Raw genomic sequence first — 21,679 nt, 5'->3', positions numbered from 1 at the left:
GGTCGCGGGCCCGAAACACAACAGGAGAAGTCACATGGCTAACATCGGTTCTTTCAAGAAGGTCGGCAATGATTTCCAGGGCGAGATCGCCACCCTGAGCCTGCAAGCCAAGGGCGTCCGTATCGTCGCCGAGACAAGCCGGTCCAACGACAACGCCCCCAGTTACCGCATCTACGTGGGTCGCGCGGAAATCGGGGCAGCCTGGTCGAAGCGCTCCGAGGAGGGCCGTGACTACCTCTCGCTCAAGCTCGACGATCCCTCGTTCAACGCGCCGATCTACGCGAACCTGTTCGATGACGAAGGCGGCGAGGGCTACACCCTCCTCTGGTCGCGGCCGCGAAAGAACGGCGAGTAAGGGCGCCTCACCAAGCCCCGTCCGGTCCGCCGGGCGGGGCTTTCCAAATCCTCCCTCGGCCGATGATCGAGCGTTGAACCACTGTGCTAGGTACTTGCTGCCGATCTGAGCAAAACTTCGTTTGACGGCGCGCTCGGCGTGTCCTTTGGAACATGCCTGTTCGAGACCTGCTCGACGCCGCTCCAGCAAGCTAGGTCGGCAGTCGTAACGCGTGTCCACATCGCGACTTCCCGGGACGCGGACCTGGCTCGCGGAAGGTCAGGACCGAGCTTTGGACACCTTCTCCTCAAGCAGATCTGCTGGCCTGACCCCCAACGCTTGGGCAATCTGCCAGATTGTGAGCAGTGTCGCGTTTTGAAGCCCTCGCTCCATGCTGCTGACGAAGGCCCGGTCAACGCCCATGCGTTCCGCTACGGCCTCTTGGCTTAAGCCAAGGGCGAGTCGAAATCGACGCGCGTTTGCTCCAAAGACCTTGCGAATGTCCATCCGCAGGATAGGAAGCAATCGCGTACTTTGGCGCTACGTGTTATAATACGCGGGCCTGGCTGTATTAGGGTCTCTGACCGAGCTCCAATTAAGGAAAATACCGGAAATGCCGCTTCTAGAACGCTCGCCCGAGGAGGTGGCATGCCATATGCTGCAGCTGGGAATTCTTCGAGCCGGCGAGGCTGGCGCTTCGCCATTTGATTTTGAATCTTGCGCATATTGTCGTCTCTGATGTCGAAGCCGCCGCTAGATCCTGACGTCGCGGATGTCGCGCCGAATGAGCCGGCGCTGACTGCCTATGACGAACAGCATGTCGTCACGTACGTTCGCCTTCTGCAGGCCGAGGGCGAGGGGGCGGACTGGCGCGAAGTGGCTCGAGTGGTCTTGCACATGGACCCCAAGCGAGAGCCAGAACGTGCGCGGAGCGCATATCAGAGTCATCTTGCGCGCGCCAAATGGGTAACTGAGCAGGGCCGCATGTTACGTGGTACGGGCTCCAAGTAGTAGAAAATGGCCGGCTGCCGACTTGCAGGCAGAACCATTTTCTTTTGCTGACGGGTGGTCATTCCGGGGCACCACGTGGTGCCAAATTAGGGGCTTCCTACAACCGCCTCGTTCATACCTATTGCGCCGCAATCCTTCTTAGCTAAGTGCAATGGGGCGGAAGCAATGCCTGAATTAGACTGGCGGTCGCCGGATTCCTACAAGAGCCTACAAGACGCCGAAATCACCGACATCGCCTGGGAATGTCTTCGCCGCAACGCCGACTATCGGCGTGAGTACGAGGTGATGATTGCCAACAGTCCGAACGGCGAAGTGACTGACGAATTTAGGAGGAAATGGGGTATCTGCTTTCGCCCATGACCCGCAGAGGTCCTTCGACGAGCAGACGATCTTTTGGGCGCCTGAGGTTTTAGCGGCGGTCGTCCCGGTCAAGGTCGCAATGGCCGACGACGGCCGGGCGCCGTCTCGGCCACTGCTCGACCTTACGACCGGCCAGATGCGCCGCGCTGTCGACGGCTGGCACGCCGTGCTGCGTATTGGCGCTGTAGATCATCGTGTCTGGTCCAAAGAGCCGCCGGTGCTCGGCGCGTCATACACGGCCGAACTGCCGTTTGATGGCGATTTCGACGCGCGTACGTATGCAGCCCGCCGGCTGTGGCGTGCGATGAATGGACGCGCGCCAGGCCCTGCCTTTTACCGATTATCTAGACACCGGCGCGAACGCCTGAGCGCTGCGATCCGTGCGCTCGATGCTCACAGAGCCGGCGGAAGCTACCGCGTTATCGCCGCGGCGCTTTTCGGCAAAAAGCGGATCCCCGATCGTGCCTGGAAGACGTATGATCTGCGCAATCGAACAATCCGCCTGGTGCAAGGCGGCCTCACGTTGATGCGCGGTGGTTACCGCAAACTTCTGCGGCCCGGGCGCAGACACGGATAGCCTTTCCGCTTAAGGGTATCGGAAATCGCCCCCTCAACATTCGGCATCCCCCTCCGAGATCCTGCTCCTCCATGATGACCGCACACACGCCGGCCTAGCCAGGCGTGGTGCACTGTCCTCCTGGAGTCCTCAAATGCCCGATCCGATGGCCGGTCTTCCCCCGCGATTCCTGCGTACACCTGAGGCCGCGCGCTACCTTGGCCTCTCCGGCCGCACGCTGGAGAAGCACCGCACGTACGGCACCGGACCCACTTATCGGAAGATTGGCGGACGTGTCGTCTACGCCGTCGATGACCTGAAAGCGTGGGCCGACCGCGGTGCCAAGACGTCGACATCGGATCCCGGCAAGGGGACCGTACTGCCCGCTAAGAAGCATCCGGCCTTGCGTCCCTACGCTGGCCAAGAACGTCGCTGATTGCCGCGTGAGAGTAACGATCATGCGACGCAAGCACCATTCCGAGCGCGACCAGCTTGAGCTTTTTCGGGCGCTGCCCGGCGATCTGGCGCCTCGCGATGCGCAGGATCTGATGGCGTATCCGTTCTTCTCCCTCGCAAAGACCAAGCGGATCGTGCCGATCGATTTCCGTGCAGGCGCAATCGCAATTCGTGTCGAAGCCGTCCCGGAACATGGCATGGCGACCATCTGGGATGCAGACGTTCTGATCTGGGCTGCTTCCCAAATCGTCGAAGCCCGTGACGCCGGCTTGAAGACGTCGCGCCTGATGGCCGCAACGCCATACGAGATTTTGACGTTCGTCGGCCGCGGCACCAGCGCACGTGACTACGACCGGCTGAAGGCGGGTCTCGACAGACTTCAGTCAACGACCGTGCTGACGTCGATCCGTCAACCGGCAGAACGGCGACGCCATCGCTTCTCCTGGATCAACGAGTGGAAGGAGACGGCGGATGCAAATGGCCGCCCATTCGGGCTCGAGCTGATCCTGCCGGATTGGTTCTACGCCGGCGTCATCGACGACGCGCTCGTGCTGACGATCGACCGCGCCTATTTCGAGCTCACCGGCGGCCTTGAGCGGTGGCTCTACCGCCTCGTGCGCAAGCACGGCGGCCGCCAGGATGGGGGCTGGAGCTTTGACCTTCTGCATCTCCATGCCAAGTCGGGCATCCTCTCGCCGCTCAAGCACTTTGCTTACGACGTACGTCAGATCGTCCAGCGCCAGGCATTGCCGGGCTATCACCTCGTGCTCACGCGCGATCCTGATGGCACCGAGCGGCTGAACTTCGCGCCAACGCCTGTTCATCCCTTAACGGCACGCTTGCGTCGGCGCGGTCTCATTCCAAATTCGGAGGACAACCTGTGAATCAGCTCGTGCTATCGGGGACCGCAACCCTCGTGCTATCGGGGACCCGATGCTCGTGCTATCGGGGACCGGAATCGAGCTTAAGAGCTTGTTTCTCCGCCCTTTCCGGCCGCTCTAACTTTACTAACATACTGACACTAACTTCTTGTTGTGAATCAGTACGTTGTGGGCAAGTCGGCTGCGCATGCAACGAGAACGCCTCATGCATCCACTCTCTCACGCGCAAAGCTTCGCTGCAATGCGATTCTTGTCGCCAACGCACGCGCGCGAACGTGATCGCGCGCAAGTCTTCGCGATCACTGACGTCAACATCATCGCCTGCTGCGCGTCACGTCCTTTTGCAGCCACTCGCTCATCGAGGAGAACTCGCTAACATCCGTGGTTGGCACGACGGCCACCACAAGCCGGAATTTGAGGAATGGGCGGTCAGGCTAACCAGCGCCGTGCTTGTTGGCTTCAAACGTCTGCACGAAGCCGCCGGCAAGAAAAGTTGCGATCTCACCCAAAACCCCGTCCCCTCGGGAGACGCCGCTCCGCCGTGGCGGAAGGAAAAGGCGCGCGTGGAAGCGGCCGGGTCGCGGAGGCCCTTACATCGCCGCAGCAACCCGGCCGCGCTTGCCGCCGGCGCCAAACCGGAAGGTGGTGCCATCGATCCAGATCTTGTGCAGCAGCACGGCGAGCGCGCGCGCCACGGCGGTCGCCGCGCGCTTCAGTCCCTTCTTCCTGGCCAGCCGCAAGCCCCACAAGCGGAGTTTGAAGTTTTTCGAAATGCGCGTGAGGATCGCGATTGCCGCCTCGTACAGCATCGCCCGCGTCAGCTCGTCGCCGCATTTGGAGATGCTGCCGATGCGATCGGTTTGTCCGGATTGGTAGCGCCGTGGCGTCAGGCCGAAATGGGCGCCGACATTGGTCGACTTCTTGAAGCGCGCCGGGTCGTCGACCGTTGCGCGGAATGTCAGCGCCACGAGCGCGCCAACACCGGGCACGGTCATCATCCGCCGCACACAGTTGTCGCTGCGCGCCGCCGCCAGCGCCAGGCGCTGCAGCTTTGCCAGCTGCAGCCGCATTGCGCCGCGGGCGTCCAAGAGCGGCGTGACGATGGCCTCCAAATCCTTCTTCCCGGCCATGATCTCGCGCACCCGCGCGTCGAAGCGGCCCACCGAGATCTCGCCGACCTTGAGGCCAAACGGGCGCAACAGGCCGCGGATCATGTTCTCCATATCCAGCACCTTACCGAGCAGCGCCTTGCGTCCGACCAGCAGCGCCCGCAGCGTCTGCGCGCCCTCCGATTTGACATGGACCGCACGGAACCAGCCGGTTCGCATCATTTGCGCGATGCCCTTGGCGTCGTTGCGATCGGTCTTGTTCAGCATCGCGTTCAGTGCCGCCTTGGCATGCCGGGTCTCAATGCAGGTCACAGGGAGGCCCTTTTCGGCGAGCGCCGTGAACAGCCAGGCCGAGTAGGAGAACGCCTCCAGCCCGACGCGCTTGAGGTGAATGCCCCATTCCGCCAAAAACAGCTCGATCGCGTCCGGATCGGTGTCGAGTTTCGCCTCCCGGATGACCTTGCCGTCGCCGTCCACCACGCAAATATTCGTCGCCTCCAGCGATACGTCGAGCCCTGCATAGAAGTCCATCATGCGCCTCCGCCGCCGATCGCCGGACCGCACCATGCGTTCCGTGCGCGAATCGCTGCGAGGCATTTTCGCAGCGGCACGGCCGCCGAGGGGGCACCGCTCAGTACCCCGGCTAACCAGAAATCCTTCGGATTTCTTCTAACGAACCTGGCAGCAAAGTGCATTGGAGGTGGCTGGCAAAGCCGGCCCGTCTGTCCCGCTGGGCTTCACAAGCCATACACGCAATTCCCAGCCGCCAAAGCGAACGGCTCCCAATTCGAGTCTAGGGGAGCCACGCCATGAGCGATCTTACCGAAGTAGAAGTGCTGTGGCTCGAGAAGCGCATCGAAAACCGGATTCGGTTCGGTCGCATTGTCAAGGAGCGGAAGCTTGATCGGAACCGTCGCGTCCTGTCATTTGCGCCCGGCAGCATCTTTGCCTTCGTCCGTTGGACCTCGAACGACTTTGGGACGATTATTTCGCGGATCGACATCTTGCGCGCGGTCGCGCCCGGACAGCGCTGCTTGACCGTGCCATATGTGAAGCCCGGCGGAGAGATTTTGCTACGTCTGTCGGGCTGGCCGAAGGTCGAGCGAGTGCTGCAAATGATCGATGCCGTTGAGGCGCTCGGCATCGATCCAGCTGATGTCGCGCCTGATCATTGGCATCATGTTCATAACCGCCTGTCCGTCAACGAAAACCCGCGCCCATACACGAAAGCGCGCCATCAGGCCTGGCTTCATCGCCAAAAGGTGATGCGATGACAGGCCGCCTAATGATGCTGGCCGTGACGATGGGGGTTGCTGCTGCGCTCGTCGCGACGATCGTCCTGCAGCCGCTTCCGCTTTACATCTGGAACGCATCCTCGAGCGTGCCGATCGGTCTCTACCGCCTCCGACCGGCGGACCAATTCCAAGTCACTGAATTGGTCGCCGTGCAGCCGCCGGAGCCGCTCGCGACCTTCCTCGACCTTAACGGCTATTTGCCCATTGGCGTCCCCATGCTGAAGCGCGTGCTCGCCCTTCCCGGCCAGACCGTTTGCAGAACCGGCCTCACGATTTCGGTCGACGACGTCGCGGTGGGCGAGGCGAGGGATCGCGACGGACGCGGGCGGCCATTGCCGAAATGGCAGGGCTGCCGCGTCGTCGGAAACGGCGAGATCTTTCTCATGAACTGGCAGTCTCGCGACTCTCTTGATGGCCGATATTTTGGATTCTTGCCGGCGTCAGCAGTGATCGGCCGTGCGATGCCGGTGTGGACGTGGGAGGAGTGATCGTGCGTATTCGACGTGTTTTCCTTGCCATTCCCCTGTTCGATCGATTGCGGGATCATTTCTCCCTCTCGATCGATGTCTGCAAGGCTGGCGCAACCCTGACCGCGTGCTTGGGTCGGTTGGGCACGCGCGTTTGTGCTGTCGTGCCCCTGATGCTTCTTCTGACCGCGTATGGCAGTGCTGCTTTGGCCCAGAGCGGATCAGCCGCCCAGCCGGCGATCAGTCAGACCGCTCACCCATTTGCCAGCTTTATCAATGAAGCCTCACAACGCTTTGCGATCGCGCCGAACTGGATCCGATCGGTCCAAAGCATCGAGAGTGCTGGTGATGTGCACGCCAGATCGCCAAAAGGCGCAATGGGCCTGATGCAAATCATGCCGGCGACTTGGGCGGAACTTCGCGAGCGTTACAATCTCGGGAACGACCCCTACGACCCGCGTGACAACATTCTGGCCGGCACGGCTTACTTGCGCGAACTGCTGGATCGGTATGGCTCCCCTGGGGTGTTTGCCGCGTACAACGCGGGACCATCTCGCTATGAGGAGCATCTCGCAGGCGGTCCTCTGCCAGACGAGACGCGAGTATATGTCGCAAAGCCTGCAAATCTGCTTACCATCGAACTGCCGCCGAGATGGAGGTCCAGTGGACAGTCATCAGCAGCTGCGACGCTATTCGTCACGCGATCGGATCTCATGAAAACGCGCGATCGGCTGCTGGCGCTCATGCCGTCGGGCGGTGTCACGACCGCAATCTCGGCGGGCGATGTATCGCACCTGGTTCCCCGGCCCATTGGCATGTTCGTCCCTCGATCGGATTCGGGAGCATCGCAATGACCAAGTGTGCGAGTTCGCAAGCTGATGGCGTATGCGCGATGCCTTCGGCCCGCGCTCTACTCGTCGCTTCGCTCCTCACCGAGCCACCCTTCGGGTGTCTCGGCCCTTCGGGTAATGATCGCTATCGCAAGCGCTCGCAAACGGTTGGCGGCGTCCGGGGGGACTACGAGTATGCGTCCGGCCGCTGCACGTGGCATCAGGTCTTGACATGATCGGCCGGCTTCCAACTCCACGGCAGCAATTCGTCGAGACGGTTGACGGGATGTCCGTCGATCATCCGCTGCAGCACGTCACGCAGGTAGGAGTAAGGTTCGATGTCGTTGAGCTTACAGGTCGCGATAAGAGAACAGATCACGGCCCAACGATACCGCGCTGTGCATGTCAAGAATATCGACATGCAGAAAATGCGTACGTTGTTGACCAACCGGAAGCTGCTCAAGCGCAAATTGATCGACCTCGAGAACCATGTTCGGGGTGCACTGCGGGCCTATGGATTGCTCGTCGGAGCGGTTGCCCGAGGTGCCTTTGAGGCCCGTGTCCGCGAGCTGATCGAGCACAGCGACCCGATTTTTGTGATGTCGATCCAGGTCATGCTGGACGTGCGCCGCGCACTCCTCGAGGGCTACGATCGGCTGCATCGCGTGCTCCTGCAGGTGGTCCAGCATGATCCTGTTTGCCGGCGTCTGATGACGGTTCCGGGCGTCGGTCCGGTCGTCGCTTTGTCATTCAAGGTTGGCGTTGATGACCCTCATCGCTTTGCCCGATCCCGCACCGTGGGCGCCCATTTTGGCCTGACGCCGAAGCGCCACCAATCCGGTACATCGATCGATTTTGAGGGGCGGATCAGCAAACAGGGCGATATCTCCGTGCGGGAGGCGCTGTGTGAGGCGGCTGCAAGTCTGCTGCTACGGGTCAGAAAATGGTCGGCCTTGCGGGCGTGGGGCCTGCGGATAGCCAAGCGGTCGAGCATGCTGTGTGCGATTGCCGCGGTCGCGCGGAAGCTCGCGGGTATTCTCCACCGGATGTGGGTCAGCGAGACCGACTTCCACGTCGGATTCGGCGCCAAGGTCACGCAACGGCTGCGCCTAAAGCCAGCGCAGTAGCAGCTACGTAGACGAGCATAGGATGAGGCTGGGACCGCTCCCAACATGCTGAGGAGGGAACGAATTTAGAGATCCGCGCGCGCGGTGAGCGTCCCCTGGCGGGGCCGCGAAACGGGGAATGTCCGCTATCTCTTGCCTGCTGCCGTCCTTCGGGAACGAGAGCGCCGGACTGCTTGGACAGCCCTGTTTACGAACCTGATGAAGAGCATGCGACGGCCGAAGTGCTGAACGCGAAGGAACGCATGGACCCCGCCTGGTGAATGCTGATCGCAAGCGTTGCGGTGACGCGTGTGCGTTGTCGATGCAGGGAGTCTGTCATGGCCGAAGTGCGAAGAGTCGAAGAAAAGCGTAGGAATGAGTTGACTTGTATGCGTCCGGTGCCTGCACATGAGCTCAGGTCTTGACAGGATGCTGAGCGTTCCAGGCCCACGGCAGCAGTTCGTCGAGACGGCTGATCGGGTGTCCATCGACCATTCGCTGCAGCACGTCACGCAGATATGCGTAAGGCTCGACTTCATTGAGCTTGCACGTCTCGATCAGCGAACAGAGGATTGCCCATCGTTCGCCGCCGCCGTCGCTACCGGCAAAGAGATGGTTCTTGCGGCCGAGCGCCACAGGTCGGATCGCCCGCTCGACGGAGTTTGTGTCGAGTTCGATGCGGCCGTCATGGAGGAATCGGGTCAATCCATCCCAGCGCGACAGCGCATATCGGATCGCTTCGGCGAGATTGCCGCGGCCGGGCAGTTGAGGGAGCTGCACCTCGAGCCAAAGGCGAAGGCTGTCAACGATCGGCTTGGCGAGGGCGCGCCGCGTAGCCAACCGATGCGCCGGCGATTGACCACGCACCTGCGCTTCGACGGCATAGAGGCTGGCGATACGACGCAAGGCCTCGTGCGCGTTGGGCGTGTCCTCGGCTTGCGCAATCTCGTAGAACTTGCGCCTGGTGTGCGCCCAACATGCGGCGAGAGTGATATTTCCGGCATCGGTCAGCCGCTCGAATCCCGCGTAGCCGTCGACGTGCAGAACGCCCTTGAAGTGCGCCAGATGCGCCACCGGGCGCTCCGCTTTCCGGTCGGGCGCGAACACATAAACCGCAGCCGGCGGCTCGGGTCCACCCCAGTTCCGTTGATCGCGGGCATACACCCACAGCCGTCCGGTCTTGGTGCGCCCTCGGCCGGGATCGAGCACAGGGATTGGAGTGTCGTCGGCAAACAGGTGATCCGACGCGAACATGTGTTCGCACAGCCGATCGTGCAGGGCCGCAAACCACCAGCACGCGCCGCCGACCCATCCGGCCAATGTCGAGCGCTCCAGTTCGACGCCATGACGGGCAAAAATCTGCGCCTGCCGGTAGAGCGGCGTGTGGTCGCAATATTTGCTGACCAGCACCTGCGCGAGCATGGCTGGCGTGGCCAAACCGCCGGCGATCGGTCGTTCGGGCGCGGGAGCCTGGGTGATCGTTCCGCAGCTGCGGCAGGCATATTTCGGGCGGCAGATGCGCACCACGCGCAACTGCGCTGGCACCCAGTCCAGCATCTCACTGACGCTCTCACCGACCGCATGCAGCGCGCCGCCGCAGCACGCACATCCCTCACTATCGACGTTGAGCACAACCTCTTCGCGGGGCAGATGATCCGGCAGCGGCTTGCGCTTCGGCTGCAGTTTCTGCGTCGGCGCAGACGTCTCAACCGAGGCTTGATCTGCCTCGACAGCCGACAGATCGATGTCCAGGTCTTCCAGTCCAAGGGCGAGTTGATCAGCGTCGAGACGCTCGGAACGACGCCCAAATTGTGCACGCCGAAGCTGTTTGATGATTGCCTGGAGACGCTGGATCTCGCTGTTCCGATGCGCGATGACCGAGGCAATGTCGCGCACCAGGCGATGCAGAAGCGCAGTATCCGACGGCAGATTGTCGAGGTCGAGCTGCATGACCGATTCTACTCGGACACGCTGATTCGACGAAGCAACTTCGCTATATTCTATGCGGGTTTTTGCGATTCAACCCGCGATGGCCGGTCGCCATCGACGCTCGGGTGTGCGCCAATCGATGCCTTCGATCAGCATGGCAAGCTGTGCCGGGGACAGCGTCACGGTGCCGCCGGGATCGCTCATTCTCGGCCAGATGAAGCCGCCCTGGTCGAGCCTCTTACTGAACAGGCAAAGCCCGCTGCCGTCCCAGAACAGGATCTTCAGCGTGCTTGCCTTCTTGCCTCGGAAGGCAAACAGGTGGCCGGAGAATGGATCCTTCTTGAGTTGTTCCTGAACGAGCGCGGCGAGGCCATCCAGGCCCTTGCGCATGTCGGTATACCCCAAAGCCAAATGCACTTTTACGCCGGCCGGCACGATCATCATCGAGCGGTCTCCTGCTCAATGACGTGGCGACGGACTGCATCCGGATCGCTGCCGACCGGTGCGAAGACGCGACGCCCATCGTCCAATTCGATAGCCGTCATGCCGTCGGGCGGCTGTAACAGATCGTTCAGGACGAGCGTTGCGGATTGCGCTCCGGCGACCTTCACAGCCGCCAACTTAGCCCGCACCCGCTTGCTGAACCCGAACTGGACCCGCCACCGGAACAACATGCTGGTGACGATGCCGTGGCGCCGGCAAACCTCGGCGGCGGTGGCGTCGGGGAGCTCGGACTCGGTCACTATCGCGAGCTTTTCCTCGTCACTGAAGCGACGCCGGTTGGCGCGTCCGTCGCTCGGCGGATCGACGGTTGGTGCATCCGTCAAGCGACTTCTGATGCGAGACCCCTTAGCAGCGCTGCTAACACTAGTGCTTATTAGTGGGCGGGCACTCGGATGAAGGTGCGTCCGCCAGTCGATTTCAACCTCATTGGCGTCGATCAGATCGCGCCACCGCCGCAGGCTGTGCTGCGATATGCCATGTGCCCGGGCATACGCTTGCATGCTCAGTCCGCACCACCTCATCGCTTCAACGTGCATCGCCCAGAACGCTTGCACGGCTCTGCAGCGGAGGTCCTTCGACACTGGAGCCCGCTTCTTGCGGAGCCGCTCCCGACGTTCCTCGCGACGCAATTCGGCGCGCATTTTCAACGTCTCGGCGTCAACCAGATGCTGCAGCCAGCGATCGAATGTGCCGCCACTGAGACGGTGCTGACGACAGTATTTGCGCTTGCTGAGACCGCTTCGCCGCCACGCTTCAACGTGTACCGACCAAAAAGAACGACGCGCTTCGTTCTTGAAATATTCCGTACCCACCGGAGATCCTCCAATGCAGCAAGGAACCCGATATGGAACGACGACGCACTCTCGGAAAGTCGTGCAGGATTCGGACGCTTACACCACGACGGCAGGACGGCTCTTCAAATCGGGCTTCGAGAGATCGGTGCACGGGAATAAGACGGCCGTGGCCGAATCCGGAGCCTGGTGCAACGACTTGGAAGGTCGTTGCCACACAGGAGAGCTCCGATGAAACTGTACGTTGGATTGGACGTCGGCCTTGAAGAAACCAGCGTTTGCATCGTCGATAGCGAGGGTCTTACGATCCGCGAAGTTAAGGTCAGCACGGAGCCAGAGGCGATCCGCTCCGCTGTGGAGGGTTACGCGGATCGCCTCGATAGGGTCGGGGTCGAGGCGTCATCGCTGGGTATCTGGCTGTATCGCGAACTGCAGTCAGCCGGGCTTCCAATCATTGTCGTGGAGGCGCGCCACATGCGCGTTTCGCTATCGACAATGCGCAACAAAACCGACCGAAACGATGCGCGCGGCATCGCGCAAATGATGCGGTTGGGCTGGTACCGCGCCGTGCATGTCAAGAATATCGACATGCAAAAAATGCGCACGCTGCTGACGAACCGGAAGCTGCTCAAGCGCAAATTGATCGACCTCGAGAACCATGTTCGGGGCGCACTGCGGGCCTATGGATTGCTCGTCGGAGCGGTCGCGAGAGGTGCCTTTGAGGCCCGCATCCGCGAGCTGATCGAGCACAGCGACCCGATTTTTGTGATGTCGATCCAGGTCATGCTGGACGTGCGTCGCGCCCTCCTCGAAGGTTACGATCGGCTGCATCGTGTGCTCCTGCAGGTGGTCCAGCATGATCCTGTTTGCCGGCGTCTGATGACGGTTCCAGGCGTCGGTCCGGTCGTTGCCTTGTCATTCAAAGTCGGCGTTGATGACCCTCATCGCTTTGCCCGATCCCGCACGGTGGGCGCCCATTTTGGCCTGACGCCGAAGCGCCACCAGTCCGGGACGTCGATCGATTTTGAGGGGCGCATCAGCAAACAAGGCGATATCTCCGTGAGGGAGGCGCTGTGTGAAGCTGCCGCAAGTCTGCTGCTACGGGTCAGAAAATGGTCGGCATTGCGGGCGTGGGGCCTGCGAATTGCCAAGCGGTCGAGCATGCTGTGTGCGATAGCCGCGGTCGCGCGAAAGCTCGCGGGTATTCTCCACCGGATGTGGGTCAGCGAGACCGATTTCCACGTCGGATTCGGTGCCAAGATCACGCAACGGCTGCGCCTAAAGCCGGCGCAGTAGCAGCTACATAGACGAGCATAGGAAGGCGCTGGGACTACTCCCAGCATGTTGAGGAGGGAACGAAATTAGAGATCCGCGCGCGCGGTGAGCGTCCCCTGGCGGGGCCGCGAAACGGGGAATGTCCGCTATCTCTTGCCTGCTGCCGCCCTTCGGGGACGAGAGCGCCGGACTGCTTGGACAGCCCTGTTCACGAACCTGATGAAGAGCATGCGACGGCCGAAGTGCTGAACGCGAAGGAACGCATGGACCCCGCCTGGTGAAGGCCACTGCAACGCGGTGTGGTGACGTTTGTGCGTCGTAGATGGAGGGAAGCAGCGATGCTTATTTTGCGAGGACTCGAGGAAAAACCTAGGAATGAGTTGACTTTGCCCGCCCGATTAGGAAGGCGAGATAAAAGGGGCTCGCCGGTCGAACCGCAAGCCACTGACATGGCTTGGGTTCTGGCGTGCCGGTCGGTCGAGGCGCGTGCCGCGCCATGCATTTTGACGAATGCAATCAAAGGCGTTTTCGGCACCGTGTGCGCTTTTGATCGTTGGGAAGCCCTGCCGTGAGCGTGGGCGACAGCGACCTGCGTATCCGGCCTGGGCGCATCCGCAGCACACGCTCGCCTAAGCCGAAGAGCTTCATCAACCAGGTGCTGCGGGCGGCGAAGAAAGCAGGACACACCTCGGGTCAGGCCGTAGCCGGCAGGCGTTCGGCAGCCTATGGACGTTCGACGTTCGGCCGGGGGCGCCTTGCCTTTAGCCGCGCCAGATTGTTCAGCCCGACCCGGCGCGTCGTGGTGAAGGCGCGCGTGGTTCGTCACAAGGGGCGAGCGTTCCGCTCAGCACCACTGACCGCGCACATCTCATATCTGAAGCGCGACGGCGTGACCCGAAGTGGTGAGCGGGCCGAAATGTTCGACGCCGGGAGCGACCGTGCCGATAGCGCGGCTTTCGCGGAGCGGTGTGAGGACGACCGGCATCATTTCCGGTTCATCGTCTCGCCCGAGGATGCCGGCGAGATGAGCGACCTCAGGGCTTTCACCCGCGATCTCGCCCGGCAAATGGAGATCGACCTCGGCACGCGGCTGGATTGGGTAGCTGTTGATCACTGGAATACCGACAACCCTCACGTCCATCTTCTCGTTCGGGGAGTAGACGAGGAAGGGGCGGATCTCGTGATCTCCCGCGACTACATCAGCCAGGGCCTGCGCTCGCGCGCTGAGGAATTGATCGCGATCGAATTCGGTCCAAAACCAGAGCACGAGATCCGCAATTCCGTGGAGAGGGAAGTCACGGCAGAGCGATGGACGCGGCTCGATCGCGAGATCCGGCTGGCAGCCGACGAAACCGGCTATATCGATCTTCGCCCCGATAATCCGGGCAGCTCTGATCCCGAGATCCGGCGCCTGATGGTTGGCCGCCTCCAGCACCTCGACAAGATGGGCCTTGCCGCGTCCGCCGCACCGGGCGAATGGGTGGTCGGGCTTGAGGCCGAACGCAGCTTGCGCGATCTCGGCATGCGCGGCGACATCATCAAGACAATGCACCGCGCCTTTACCGAACGTGGGGAAGTGCGTAGTGTTGCCGACTACGTCATCGAAGGTGGACCGCCGGCATCCCAGATCGTCGGACGCTTGATTGATCGAGGATTGCATGACGAGCTGACCGGCGAGGCCTTCGCCGTGATCGATGGAACCGACGGACGTGTACATCACGTCCGATTCCTCGGGATCGAGGCCTTCGAATATGCGCCGCCGATCGGCGGCATCGTCGAAGTCCGTCGCTTTGGTCAAGCTAGCGATCCGCGTCCCACGCTGATGCTGGCGACCCGTTGCGATCTTGACCTTGGTGAGCAAGTCACCGCGAAAGGGGCGACCTGGCTCGACCACAGGCTGGTCGAACGCGATCCGATGCCGCTCGCCATGGGAGGATTCGGCCGTGAGGCCCGTGAAGCCATGGAAGCGCGGACCGAGCGTCTGATTCAGGACGGCCTGGCACAGCGGCAGGGCCAACGCATTATCCTGAAACGCGATCTCCTGAACACGCTGCGTCGATGCGAACTGGACCAGGTGGGAGCCAAGATAAAAGGGGCTCGCCGGTCGAACCGCAAGCCACTGACATGGCTTGGGTTCTGGCGTGCCGGTCGGTCGAGGCGCGTGCCGCGCCATGCATTTTGACGAATGCAATCAAAGGCGTTTTCGGCACCGTGTGCGCTTTTGATCGTTGGGAAGCCCTGCCGTGAGCGTGGGCGACAGCGACCTGCGTATCCGGCCTGGGCGCATCCGCAGCACACGCTCGCCTAAGCCGAAGAGCTTCATCAACCAGGTGCTGCGGGCGGCGAAGAAAGCAGGACACACCTCGGGTCAGGCCGTAGCCGGCAGGCGTTCGGCAGCCTATGGACGTTCGACGTTCGGCCGGGGGCGCCTTGCCTTTAGCCGCGCCAGATTGTTCAGCCCGACCCGGCGCGTCGTGGTGAAGGCGCGCGTGGTTCGTCACAAGGGGCGAGCGTTCCGCTCAGCACCACTGACCGCGCACATCTCATATCTGAAGCGCGACGGCGTGACCCGAAGTGGTGAGCGGGCCGAAATGTTCGACGCCGGGAGCGACCGTGCCGATAGCGCGGCTTTCGCGGAGCGGTGTGAGGACGACCGGCATCATTTCCGGTTCATCGTCTCGCCCGAGGATGCCGGCGAGATGAGCGACCTCAGGGCTTTCACCCGCGATCTCGCCCGGCAAATGGAGATCGACCTCGGCACGCGGCTGGATTGGGTAGCTGTTGATCACTGGAATACCGACAACCCTCACGTCCATCTTCTCGTTCGGGGAGTAGACGAGGAAGGGGCGGATCTCGTGATCTCCCGCGACTACATCAGCCAGGGCCTGCGCTCGCGCGCTGAGGAATTGATCGCGATCGAATTCGGTCCAAAACCAGAGCACGAGATCCGCAATTCCGTGGAGAGGGAAGTCACGGCAGAGCGATGGACGCGGCTCGATCGCGAGATCCGGCTGGCAGCCGACGAAACCGGCTATATCGATCTTCGCCCCGATAATCCGGGCAGCTCTGATCCCGAGATCCGGCGCCTGATGGTTGGCCGCCTCCAGCACCTCGACAAGATGGGCCTTGCCGCGTCCGCCGCACCGGGCGAATGGGTGGTCGGGCTTGAGGCCGAACGCAGCTTGCGCGATCTCGGCATGCGCGGCGACATCATCAAGACAATGCACCGCGCCTTTACCGAACGTGGGGAAGTGCGTAGTGTTGCCGACTACGTCATCGAAGGTGGACCGCCGGCATCCCAGATCGTCGGACGCTTGATTGATCGAGGATTGCATGACGAGCTGACCGGCGAGGCCTTCGCCGTGATCGATGGAACCGACGGACGTGTACATCACGTCCGATTCCTCGGGATCGAGGCCTTCGAATATGCGCCGCCGATCGGCGGCATCGTCGAAGTCCGTCGCTTTGGTCAAGCTAGCGATCCGCGTCCCACGCTGATGCTGGCGACCCGTTGCGATCTTGACCTTGGTGAGCAAGTCACCGCGAAAGGGGCGACCTGGCTCGACCACAGGCTGGTCGAACGCGATCCGATGCCGCTCGCCATGGGAGGATTCGGCCGTGAGGCCCGTGAAGCCATGGAAGCGCGGACCGAGCGTCTGATTCAGGACGGCCTGGCACAGCGGCAGGGCCAACGCATTATCCTGAAACGCGATCTCCTGAACACGCTGCGTCGATGCGAACTGGACCAGGTGGGAGCCAAGGTCTCGGTAGACTCTGGCCTGCCTCATGTGAAGTCAGCGTCCGGGGAACATGTGGCAGGCACGTATCGCCAGCGGCTGACGTTGGCGTCGGGGCGTTTCGCCATGATCGACAATGGGCTCGGCTTCCAGCTCGTGCCCTGGTCGCGCGAGCTCGAGAAGAAGTTCGGCCAACACGTCACTGGAGTCGCGAAGGACGGCGGAGGCATCGAATGGGGCTTTGGCCGCAAGCGCGACCTGGGTCTCTAGCTATCTCTCGGAGTTGGTTACGGAAGGACCGTCGGGATGTCAGGAACCAAGATCCTCTGGGGCCAGGTAATCGTTGTCGGCCTGATCGTCTTGCTGGCCATCTGGGGAGCAACCGAATGGACAGCTTCGCGGCTCGCCTACCAGCCAGAGCTTGGACGCCCCTGGTTCGAGTTTTGGGGTTGGAAGATCTACTATCCGCCGATCTTCTTCTGGTGGTGGTTCGTCTACGACGCCTATGCGCCAGGCGTCTTCGTGGAGGGGGCCTACATCGCCGCGTCCGGAAGTTTTGTCTCAATCGCGGTTGCGATCGGCATGTCGGTCTGGCGTGCGCGCGAAGCCAGGAATGTCGAGACCTATGGATCGGCGCGCTGGGCTGAGCCGGGGGAGGTGAGGGCGGCTGGCCTCCTTGGCGCCGACGGCGTCGTGCTCGGCAAGTTGGCGAAGGATTACCTTCGCCACAACGGACCGGAGCACGTGCTCTGCTTTGCGCCGACCCGCTCCGGCAAAGGCGTGGGCCTCGTTGTTCCCTCGCTTCTGACCTGGCCGGACTCGGCGATCGTCCACGACATCAAGGGCGAGAACTGGCAACTGACGGCCGGATTCCGCTCGCGGCATGGTCGGGTGCTGCTGTTCGATCCGACCAATGCAAAATCGTCTGCTTACAATCCGCTTCTCGAGGTTCGCCGTGGAGAGTGGGAGGTCCGGGACGTCCAGAATGTCGCCGACGTTCTGGTCGACCCCGAAGGCTCGCTCGACAAGCGGAACCATTGGGAGAAGACTAGCCATTCCCTCTTGGTCGGTGCGATCCTGCATGTCCTTTACGCGGAAACCGACAAGACGCTTGCTGACGTCGCCGCCTTTCTGTCGGACCCGAGAAGACCAATCGAAGCAACGCTGAAGGCGATGATGACGACGCAGCATTTGGGCGAGCAGGGGCCTCATCCAGTCGTCGCCTCAACCGCCCGCGAGTTGCTGAATAAATCCGAGAACGAGCGCTCGGGGGTGCTCTCGACCGCGATGTCCTTCCTTGGACTCTATCGGGACCCGGTGGTGGCCGAGGTGACGAGCCGGTGCGATTGGCGGATTACGGACCTGATCGACGATGCCCGTCCGACCACGCTCTACCTCGTGGTCCCGCCGTCGGATATTTCTCGGACGAAGCCGCTGATCCGGCTGGTGCTCAATCAGATTGGCCGCCGCATTACGGAAGACCTGCAGAGCAAGGACCGCCGGCACCGAGTTCTGATGATGCTGGATGAGTTCCCGGCACTGGGACGCCTCGACTTCTTTGAATCCGCGCTCGCCTTCATGGCGGGGTACGGGATCAAGGCCTTCCTGATCGCGCAATCGCTGAACCAGATCGAGAAGACCTACGGTCCCAACAACGCGATCCTAGACAATTGCCATGTTCGCGTGAGCTTTGCGACCAACGATGAGCGCACCGCGAGGCGCGTGTCGGATGCGCTCGGCACCGCGACCGAGATGCGGGCCATGAAGAACTACGCCGGCCATCGGCTGAACCCGTGGCTTGGCCATCTGATGATCTCGCGCCAGGAGACCGCACGGCCGCTGCTCACTCCCGGCGAGGTGATGCAGCTACCTCGATTAGACGAGATTGTCATGGTGGCCGGGATCTCGCCAATTCGTGCCAAGAAGGTGCGCTATTACGAGGATGGACGCTTCACCGAGCGGGTTCTCCCGCCACCGGATCCGGCCAAGTTGGAACGGCCTTCCCGCGTGGATGGTTGGTCCAACCTCAAGGCGCTCGCGCCCGATAGCACTCCGCCTGCCCAAGCGGACCAAACCCAATCCGATACCGCCGACAGCGGTCTTCGTCGCGAGCCTGAGCTTCCCGACCACGTCGCCATCGTCAAGGAGACGACCGACGTGACGCCGTCAGAAGAGTTCGCCGTCCTCGACGACGATGAGGATGCTGTCCGTCAGTCTCGGATCCTGCGCCAGCAGATGCGCGGTGTCGCGCGCCAGGTGGCTCTCGATCCGAACGACGGCATAGATCTGTGAGGGGTCCATGCGCAATCGCATGAACGTGTACTTCCCGCCGGAGCTTCTGAAGCAGATCTCGGAACTTGCCGATCGCAAAAACCTCTCCCGATCGGCAATCGTCGAGGCGGCCGTCACGTCCTTCCTGTCGCCAGACGGCGCGGACAGGCGAGAGGCAGCCCTCGCCCGACGTCTCGACCGGCTATCGCGTCAGATGCAGAGACTCGAGCGCGACGTTGGGCTGACGGCTGAGACATTGGCTCTCTTCGTGCGCTTTTGGCTGACGATCACGCCGCCCTTGCCGAACGACGCCCAGGCAGCCGCCCAGATCAAAGGCCGCGAGCGGTTCGAAGGATTCGTCGAGACCCTGGGGCGTCGCTTGCAGAAGGGCCAGAGCTTTTTGCGCGAGATCCCCGAGGACATCTTTCGCGGCCCGTCGGATGATGCCAGCAGTTGATGGAGCCTGTGACGTTTCCTTCCTGGCCCGCCGCACTCATCACACCGGATCAAGTCGCCGTTCCTTTCTTTCGCTACGCCCGTGTACGACAGCGGCGCGTGCGCGCTTGAAGCAACAATTGCCCTGCCCTTTGTAAGGCTCCGTAATCAACGGGGCAAATCAATCAGACCAGGTCACAGCAACGGCGCGGGGCGCACGATCTCCGGATCGTACGGAGTCCACCACTCTGCACTCCACAGGGCCGCTCCCGCAGTAGCCGAGATGTGACCGCCAACGGGATGGCGCGATGACAAGAAAAGTATGTATCCAGCTCTCCGAAGAGGTATACGAACAGCTTGAGGCTGCCATGGAGCACTCGGGCATAGCCAAGAGCATGGTCGTGGAGGCCGCTCTTGAACGCTTTCTGGATCCGGCGCCAACCATTGAAGACGTCATGCACGAACGTCTCGATCGCATCTGCATACAGCTTGAGCGTCTTGAGCACGAAATCCGCATCGTCAGCGATACAGCCGCCGTTCACGCCCGATATCACTTGACCGTCACACCAGCGATGCCGCAGTCGCAGCAACGCGAAGCGTGTCAGCTCGGTCATGACCGGTTCAAGGTCCTGGCCGAGCAGGTCGATCGCCGGGTGCGCCTGGGCCGATCCCTGATGCGGGAAACGATCGAAGGGCTCGCCCCGACCAGCTACAACGGCTCGCTGCTTGAATGCGATGAGGATACTTCGATTGGCTCGGCAGCAACCGATCAAGAGACTCTCAGGGCAACCGTTGCAGATCCGACCCCCGAGCTGACCGCTGCCGTCGAGGAGGGCGGCGGCAATCCCAACTTTCGGCACTTGCCAAACGCGTTCTGCTGAGCCGGCTGGCGAGGTCGAAAGGAACGCGCCTGAATCCACGAGCAGCCCATTTGACGCCCGGATCTTGCAAGAGGCACCGCGGCTCTCAACCTGGCGTCTGGTCGCCTGCGTCTTTCTTCCGTTCGCAGCCGGTTATTACCTTTCCTATCTATTCCGGACGATCAACACGTTGATCTCCGATCCGCTCATCGGAGATATCGGCCTCGATGCCGCCGAGCTTGGGCTGCTGACATCAGTGTATTTCCTGGTCTTCGCGGCGGCCCAGATCCCCATTGGCAGCCTCCTGGACCGGTTCGGGCCGCGCCAGGTCCAGAGCACGCTGATGTTGATCGCTGCCGCGGGGAGCGGCCTGTTCGCTATATCAACGGCATTTGTCCCGCTCTTGCTCGCTCGTGCGCTGATCGGACTTGGCGTTGCGGCTTCCTTGATGGCCGGCCTGAAGGCGATTGTGGTGTGGTTTCCGAGAGAGCGCGTCGCCCTGGTCAACGGCTACATGATCATGCTGGGCTCGCTCGGAGCCGTTACCGCGACCGCACCTGCCGAAGCACTGCTCGGCTGGACAGGTTGGCGGGGATTGTTTGAACTCCTGGCCGTGGTAACGGCAGGTGTAGCTGCGCTGATTTACCTGCTGGTCCCCGAGAGGCCGCGGGCGCCGCGACAGCATTCTCTCTTGCGCGGTCTCAAAGAGATCTATTCGAATCCACGCTTCTGGAGAATAGCGCCTCTTTCTGCGGCCTGCGTCGGATCAGCCTGGGCCTTCCAGGCCCTGTGGGCGGCGCCCTGGCTCACGGACGTGGAAGGGATGGACCGGCCGAGCCTGACCACACACCTCTTCGTTATGGCCCTAGGAATCAGCGTCGGCGCATTGCTTCTCGGTACCGTGGCGGACCGGCTACGCCGACGCGGCGTCGAAACCGAAGTAATGTTCGCCGTTCTGGCGATGCTGTTTGTTGTGGCTGAGGTTATTCTGGTTCTGCGTGTGCCCGTGCCGTCGCTGCTAGCGTGGTCTGTCGTGTCAGTCACAGGAGCGGCCACCGTCCTCAGCTACGCCATCATAGCCGAGTACTTCCCAATTGAGCTTGCCGCGCGCGCCAACGGTGGCTTGAACCTTCTCCATTTTGGATGGGCGTTCGTGATCCAATGGGGCATTGGATTGGTCGTTGGGCAATGGGCACCGCAGGATGGTCACTACCCTGTTGTGGCCTATCAGACTGCGTATGGCCTGTGTGTTGTTTTCCAGGTGCTGGCGCTGGCGTGGTTCATTGCGCCCGGTGCGTATCGTCTGGTGTCGCCGCTCATCGGGCTGCTCCTTCACGAGCCCGTAGGCGACTGGAACGATGCAACAATCCCGCCGGCCGACGTCGCAATCCTGGAGCCGCATGAAGCTCCGGAATGGTGAAGCCAACTTTCCTCGGTTTTTTTCACATTCGCGGATGATCGTTCACGGTAGT

General features: G+C 61.9%; 22 protein-coding genes and 1 pseudogene. 17 read left to right on the top strand and 6 right to left on the bottom strand.

The window, feature by feature from the left end; genetic code table 11:
• The first annotated feature begins 34 nt into the window (after positions 1-34).
• A complete protein-coding gene (locus WN72_RS33150) occupies positions 35-355 on the top strand; it encodes a DUF736 domain-containing protein (protein WP_092215865.1) in 321 nt (106 codons plus the stop codon).
• Positions 356-613: 258 nt separating this feature from the next.
• Here the strand turns inward: WN72_RS33150 and WN72_RS33145 are convergent, their stop codons facing one another.
• A complete protein-coding gene (locus tag WN72_RS33145) occupies positions 614-841 on the bottom strand; it encodes a helix-turn-helix domain-containing protein (RefSeq protein WP_092215863.1) in 228 nt (75 codons plus the stop codon).
• A 231-nt stretch (positions 842-1,072) separates the two neighbouring features.
• On the opposite strand from WN72_RS33145, the gene WN72_RS47150 reads away from it, so the two are divergent.
• The 5 genes from WN72_RS47150 to WN72_RS33125 all read left to right on the top strand — a co-directional run bounded on the left by WN72_RS47150 (position 1,073) and on the right by WN72_RS33125 (position 3,601).
• Positions 1,073-1,345 (top strand): DUF2285 domain-containing protein, encoded by a 273-nt coding sequence (locus WN72_RS47150; RefSeq protein ID WP_092215861.1) that lies wholly within the window; start codon positions 1,073-1,075, stop codon positions 1,343-1,345.
• 165 nt (positions 1,346-1,510) lie between these two features.
• Positions 1,511-1,705, top strand: a complete 195-nt coding sequence (locus WN72_RS33140) for a transcriptional regulator domain-containing protein (protein WP_092215859.1) — start codon at positions 1,511-1,513, stop codon at positions 1,703-1,705.
• 79 nt (positions 1,706-1,784) lie between these two features.
• Positions 1,785-2,282, top strand: coding sequence for a DUF2285 domain-containing protein (locus WN72_RS33135; RefSeq protein ID WP_092215857.1), 498 nt, complete (start codon positions 1,785-1,787; stop codon positions 2,280-2,282).
• A 133-nt stretch (positions 2,283-2,415) separates the two neighbouring features.
• Positions 2,416-2,697, top strand: coding sequence for a helix-turn-helix transcriptional regulator (locus WN72_RS33130; RefSeq protein WP_008561544.1), 282 nt, complete (start codon positions 2,416-2,418; stop codon positions 2,695-2,697).
• Between the two features lie 22 nt (positions 2,698-2,719).
• Complete coding sequence (locus tag WN72_RS33125; protein WP_092215855.1) at positions 2,720-3,601, top strand: replication initiator protein A; 882 nt, start codon at positions 2,720-2,722, stop codon at positions 3,599-3,601.
• Positions 3,602-4,188: 587 nt separating this feature from the next.
• Here the strand turns inward: WN72_RS33125 and WN72_RS33120 are convergent.
• Complete coding sequence (locus WN72_RS33120; protein WP_092216146.1) at positions 4,189-5,238, bottom strand: IS110 family RNA-guided transposase; 1,050 nt, start codon at positions 5,236-5,238, stop codon at positions 4,189-4,191.
• Positions 5,239-5,516: 278 nt separating this feature from the next.
• Here WN72_RS33120 and WN72_RS33115 point away from each other — a divergent pair, with 278 nt between their 5' ends.
• The 3 genes from WN72_RS33115 to WN72_RS33105 are packed head-to-tail and all read left to right on the top strand — an operon-like array spanning position 5,517 to position 7,323.
• Positions 5,517-5,981 (top strand): DUF2840 domain-containing protein, encoded by a 465-nt coding sequence (locus tag WN72_RS33115; RefSeq protein WP_092215852.1) that lies wholly within the window; start codon positions 5,517-5,519, stop codon positions 5,979-5,981.
• On the top strand, positions 5,978-6,490 hold the full coding sequence (locus WN72_RS33110; protein WP_092215850.1) for a S26 family signal peptidase: 513 nt from the start codon (positions 5,978-5,980) through the stop codon (positions 6,488-6,490). The genes WN72_RS33115 and WN72_RS33110 overlap by 4 nt, the downstream gene beginning before the upstream one ends.
• A 2-nt stretch (positions 6,491-6,492) precedes the next feature.
• Positions 6,493-7,323 carry a lytic transglycosylase domain-containing protein gene (locus WN72_RS33105; protein ID WP_092216145.1) on the top strand — a complete coding sequence of 277 codons (831 nt, stop codon included), beginning with the start codon at positions 6,493-6,495 and terminating at the stop codon, positions 7,321-7,323.
• 196 nt (positions 7,324-7,519) lie between these two features.
• Here the strand turns inward: WN72_RS33105 and WN72_RS33100 are convergent.
• Positions 7,520-7,690: pseudogene (locus WN72_RS33100) on the bottom strand (transposase domain-containing protein); the annotation flags it as partial.
• Between the two features lie 28 nt (positions 7,691-7,718).
• On the opposite strand from WN72_RS33100, the gene WN72_RS33095 reads away from it, so the two are divergent.
• Positions 7,719-8,426 carry an IS110 family RNA-guided transposase gene (locus WN72_RS33095; RefSeq protein WP_159073954.1) on the top strand — a complete coding sequence of 236 codons (708 nt, stop codon included), beginning with the start codon at positions 7,719-7,721 and terminating at the stop codon, positions 8,424-8,426.
• Between the two features lie 393 nt (positions 8,427-8,819).
• On the opposite strand, the gene tnpC is transcribed toward WN72_RS33095, so the two are convergent.
• The 3 genes from tnpC to tnpA form a co-directional block, all read right to left on the bottom strand.
• Positions 8,820-10,355, bottom strand: a complete 1,536-nt coding sequence (gene tnpC, locus WN72_RS33090) for an IS66 family transposase (RefSeq protein WP_092215846.1) — start codon at positions 10,353-10,355, stop codon at positions 8,820-8,822.
• A 69-nt stretch (positions 10,356-10,424) separates the two neighbouring features.
• A complete protein-coding gene (gene tnpB / locus WN72_RS33085) occupies positions 10,425-10,778 on the bottom strand; it encodes an IS66 family insertion sequence element accessory protein TnpB (RefSeq protein ID WP_092215844.1) in 354 nt (117 codons plus the stop codon).
• Positions 10,775-11,650 (bottom strand): IS66 family insertion sequence element accessory protein TnpA, encoded by an 876-nt coding sequence (tnpA, locus tag WN72_RS33080; RefSeq protein ID WP_092215842.1) that lies wholly within the window; start codon positions 11,648-11,650, stop codon positions 10,775-10,777. The genes tnpB and tnpA overlap by 4 nt, the downstream gene beginning before the upstream one ends.
• A 210-nt stretch (positions 11,651-11,860) precedes the next feature.
• Between tnpA and WN72_RS33075 the strand changes: the two genes are divergently transcribed.
• The 7 genes from WN72_RS33075 (at position 11,861) to WN72_RS33045 (ending at position 21,627) form a co-directional block, all read left to right on the top strand.
• Positions 11,861-12,925 (top strand): IS110 family RNA-guided transposase, encoded by a 1,065-nt coding sequence (locus tag WN72_RS33075; RefSeq protein WP_092221147.1) that lies wholly within the window; start codon positions 11,861-11,863, stop codon positions 12,923-12,925.
• A 547-nt stretch (positions 12,926-13,472) separates the two neighbouring features.
• The gene (locus tag WN72_RS33070; protein WP_194482938.1) at positions 13,473-15,086 is read left to right on the top strand and encodes a relaxase/mobilization nuclease domain-containing protein; all 1,614 of its coding nucleotides are present in this window, start codon (positions 13,473-13,475) and stop codon (positions 15,084-15,086) included.
• Between the two features lie 61 nt (positions 15,087-15,147).
• Complete coding sequence (locus WN72_RS33065; protein ID WP_194482937.1) at positions 15,148-16,911, top strand: relaxase/mobilization nuclease domain-containing protein; 1,764 nt, start codon at positions 15,148-15,150, stop codon at positions 16,909-16,911.
• A gap of 36 nt (positions 16,912-16,947) precedes the next feature.
• Positions 16,948-18,933 (top strand): conjugal transfer protein TraG, encoded by a 1,986-nt coding sequence (locus WN72_RS33060; RefSeq protein WP_092219902.1) that lies wholly within the window; start codon positions 16,948-16,950, stop codon positions 18,931-18,933.
• Between the two features lie 7 nt (positions 18,934-18,940).
• Positions 18,941-19,369: a ribbon-helix-helix domain-containing protein gene (locus tag WN72_RS33055; RefSeq protein WP_092219904.1), complete on the top strand. Its 429-nt coding sequence runs from the start codon at positions 18,941-18,943 to the stop codon at positions 19,367-19,369.
• Positions 19,370-19,655: 286 nt separating this feature from the next.
• Positions 19,656-20,228, top strand: a complete 573-nt coding sequence (locus WN72_RS33050) for a ribbon-helix-helix domain-containing protein (protein WP_092219906.1) — start codon at positions 19,656-19,658, stop codon at positions 20,226-20,228.
• Positions 20,229-20,292: 64 nt separating this feature from the next.
• The gene (locus tag WN72_RS33045; RefSeq protein ID WP_092219908.1) at positions 20,293-21,627 is read left to right on the top strand and encodes an MFS transporter; all 1,335 of its coding nucleotides are present in this window, start codon (positions 20,293-20,295) and stop codon (positions 21,625-21,627) included.
• Positions 21,628-21,679 lie beyond the last annotated feature (52 nt).

Source organism: Bradyrhizobium arachidis (assembly GCF_015291705.1).
Lineage (GTDB): Bacteria > Pseudomonadota > Alphaproteobacteria > Rhizobiales > Xanthobacteraceae > Bradyrhizobium > Bradyrhizobium arachidis.
Note: the sequence above shows the minus strand (reverse complement) of the source record. Positions and strands in the feature narration are given on the sequence as shown.

What these genes read in the sequence shown, in the direction of transcription:
- WN72_RS33150 (WP_092215865.1), top strand. Translation starts at nt 35, where the DNA reads ATGGCTAACATCGGTTCTTTCAAGAAGGTCGGCAATGATTTCCAGGGC.
- WN72_RS33145 (WP_092215863.1), bottom strand. Translation starts at nt 841, where the DNA reads ATGGACATTCGCAAGGTCTTTGGAGCAAACGCGCGTCGATTTCGACTC.
- WN72_RS47150 (WP_092215861.1), top strand. Translation starts at nt 1,073, where the DNA reads ATGTCGAAGCCGCCGCTAGATCCTGACGTCGCGGATGTCGCGCCGAAT.
- WN72_RS33140 (WP_092215859.1), top strand. Translation starts at nt 1,511, where the DNA reads ATGCCTGAATTAGACTGGCGGTCGCCGGATTCCTACAAGAGCCTACAA.
- WN72_RS33135 (WP_092215857.1), top strand. Translation starts at nt 1,785, where the DNA reads ATGGCCGACGACGGCCGGGCGCCGTCTCGGCCACTGCTCGACCTTACG.
- WN72_RS33130 (WP_008561544.1), top strand. Translation starts at nt 2,416, where the DNA reads ATGCCCGATCCGATGGCCGGTCTTCCCCCGCGATTCCTGCGTACACCT.
- WN72_RS33125 (WP_092215855.1), top strand. Translation starts at nt 2,720, where the DNA reads ATGCGACGCAAGCACCATTCCGAGCGCGACCAGCTTGAGCTTTTTCGG.
- WN72_RS33120 (WP_092216146.1), bottom strand. Translation starts at nt 5,238, where the DNA reads ATGGACTTCTATGCAGGGCTCGACGTATCGCTGGAGGCGACGAATATT.
- WN72_RS33115 (WP_092215852.1), top strand. Translation starts at nt 5,517, where the DNA reads ATGAGCGATCTTACCGAAGTAGAAGTGCTGTGGCTCGAGAAGCGCATC.
- WN72_RS33110 (WP_092215850.1), top strand. Translation starts at nt 5,978, where the DNA reads ATGACAGGCCGCCTAATGATGCTGGCCGTGACGATGGGGGTTGCTGCT.
- WN72_RS33095 (WP_159073954.1), top strand. Translation starts at nt 7,719, where the DNA reads ATGCAGAAAATGCGTACGTTGTTGACCAACCGGAAGCTGCTCAAGCGC.
- tnpC (WP_092215846.1), bottom strand. Translation starts at nt 10,355, where the DNA reads ATGCAGCTCGACCTCGACAATCTGCCGTCGGATACTGCGCTTCTGCAT.
- tnpB (WP_092215844.1), bottom strand. Translation starts at nt 10,778, where the DNA reads ATGATGATCGTGCCGGCCGGCGTAAAAGTGCATTTGGCTTTGGGGTAT.
- WN72_RS33075 (WP_092221147.1), top strand. Translation starts at nt 11,861, where the DNA reads ATGAAACTGTACGTTGGATTGGACGTCGGCCTTGAAGAAACCAGCGTT.
- WN72_RS33060 (WP_092219902.1), top strand. Translation starts at nt 16,948, where the DNA reads ATGTCAGGAACCAAGATCCTCTGGGGCCAGGTAATCGTTGTCGGCCTG.
- WN72_RS33055 (WP_092219904.1), top strand. Translation starts at nt 18,941, where the DNA reads ATGCGCAATCGCATGAACGTGTACTTCCCGCCGGAGCTTCTGAAGCAG.
- WN72_RS33050 (WP_092219906.1), top strand. Translation starts at nt 19,656, where the DNA reads ATGACAAGAAAAGTATGTATCCAGCTCTCCGAAGAGGTATACGAACAG.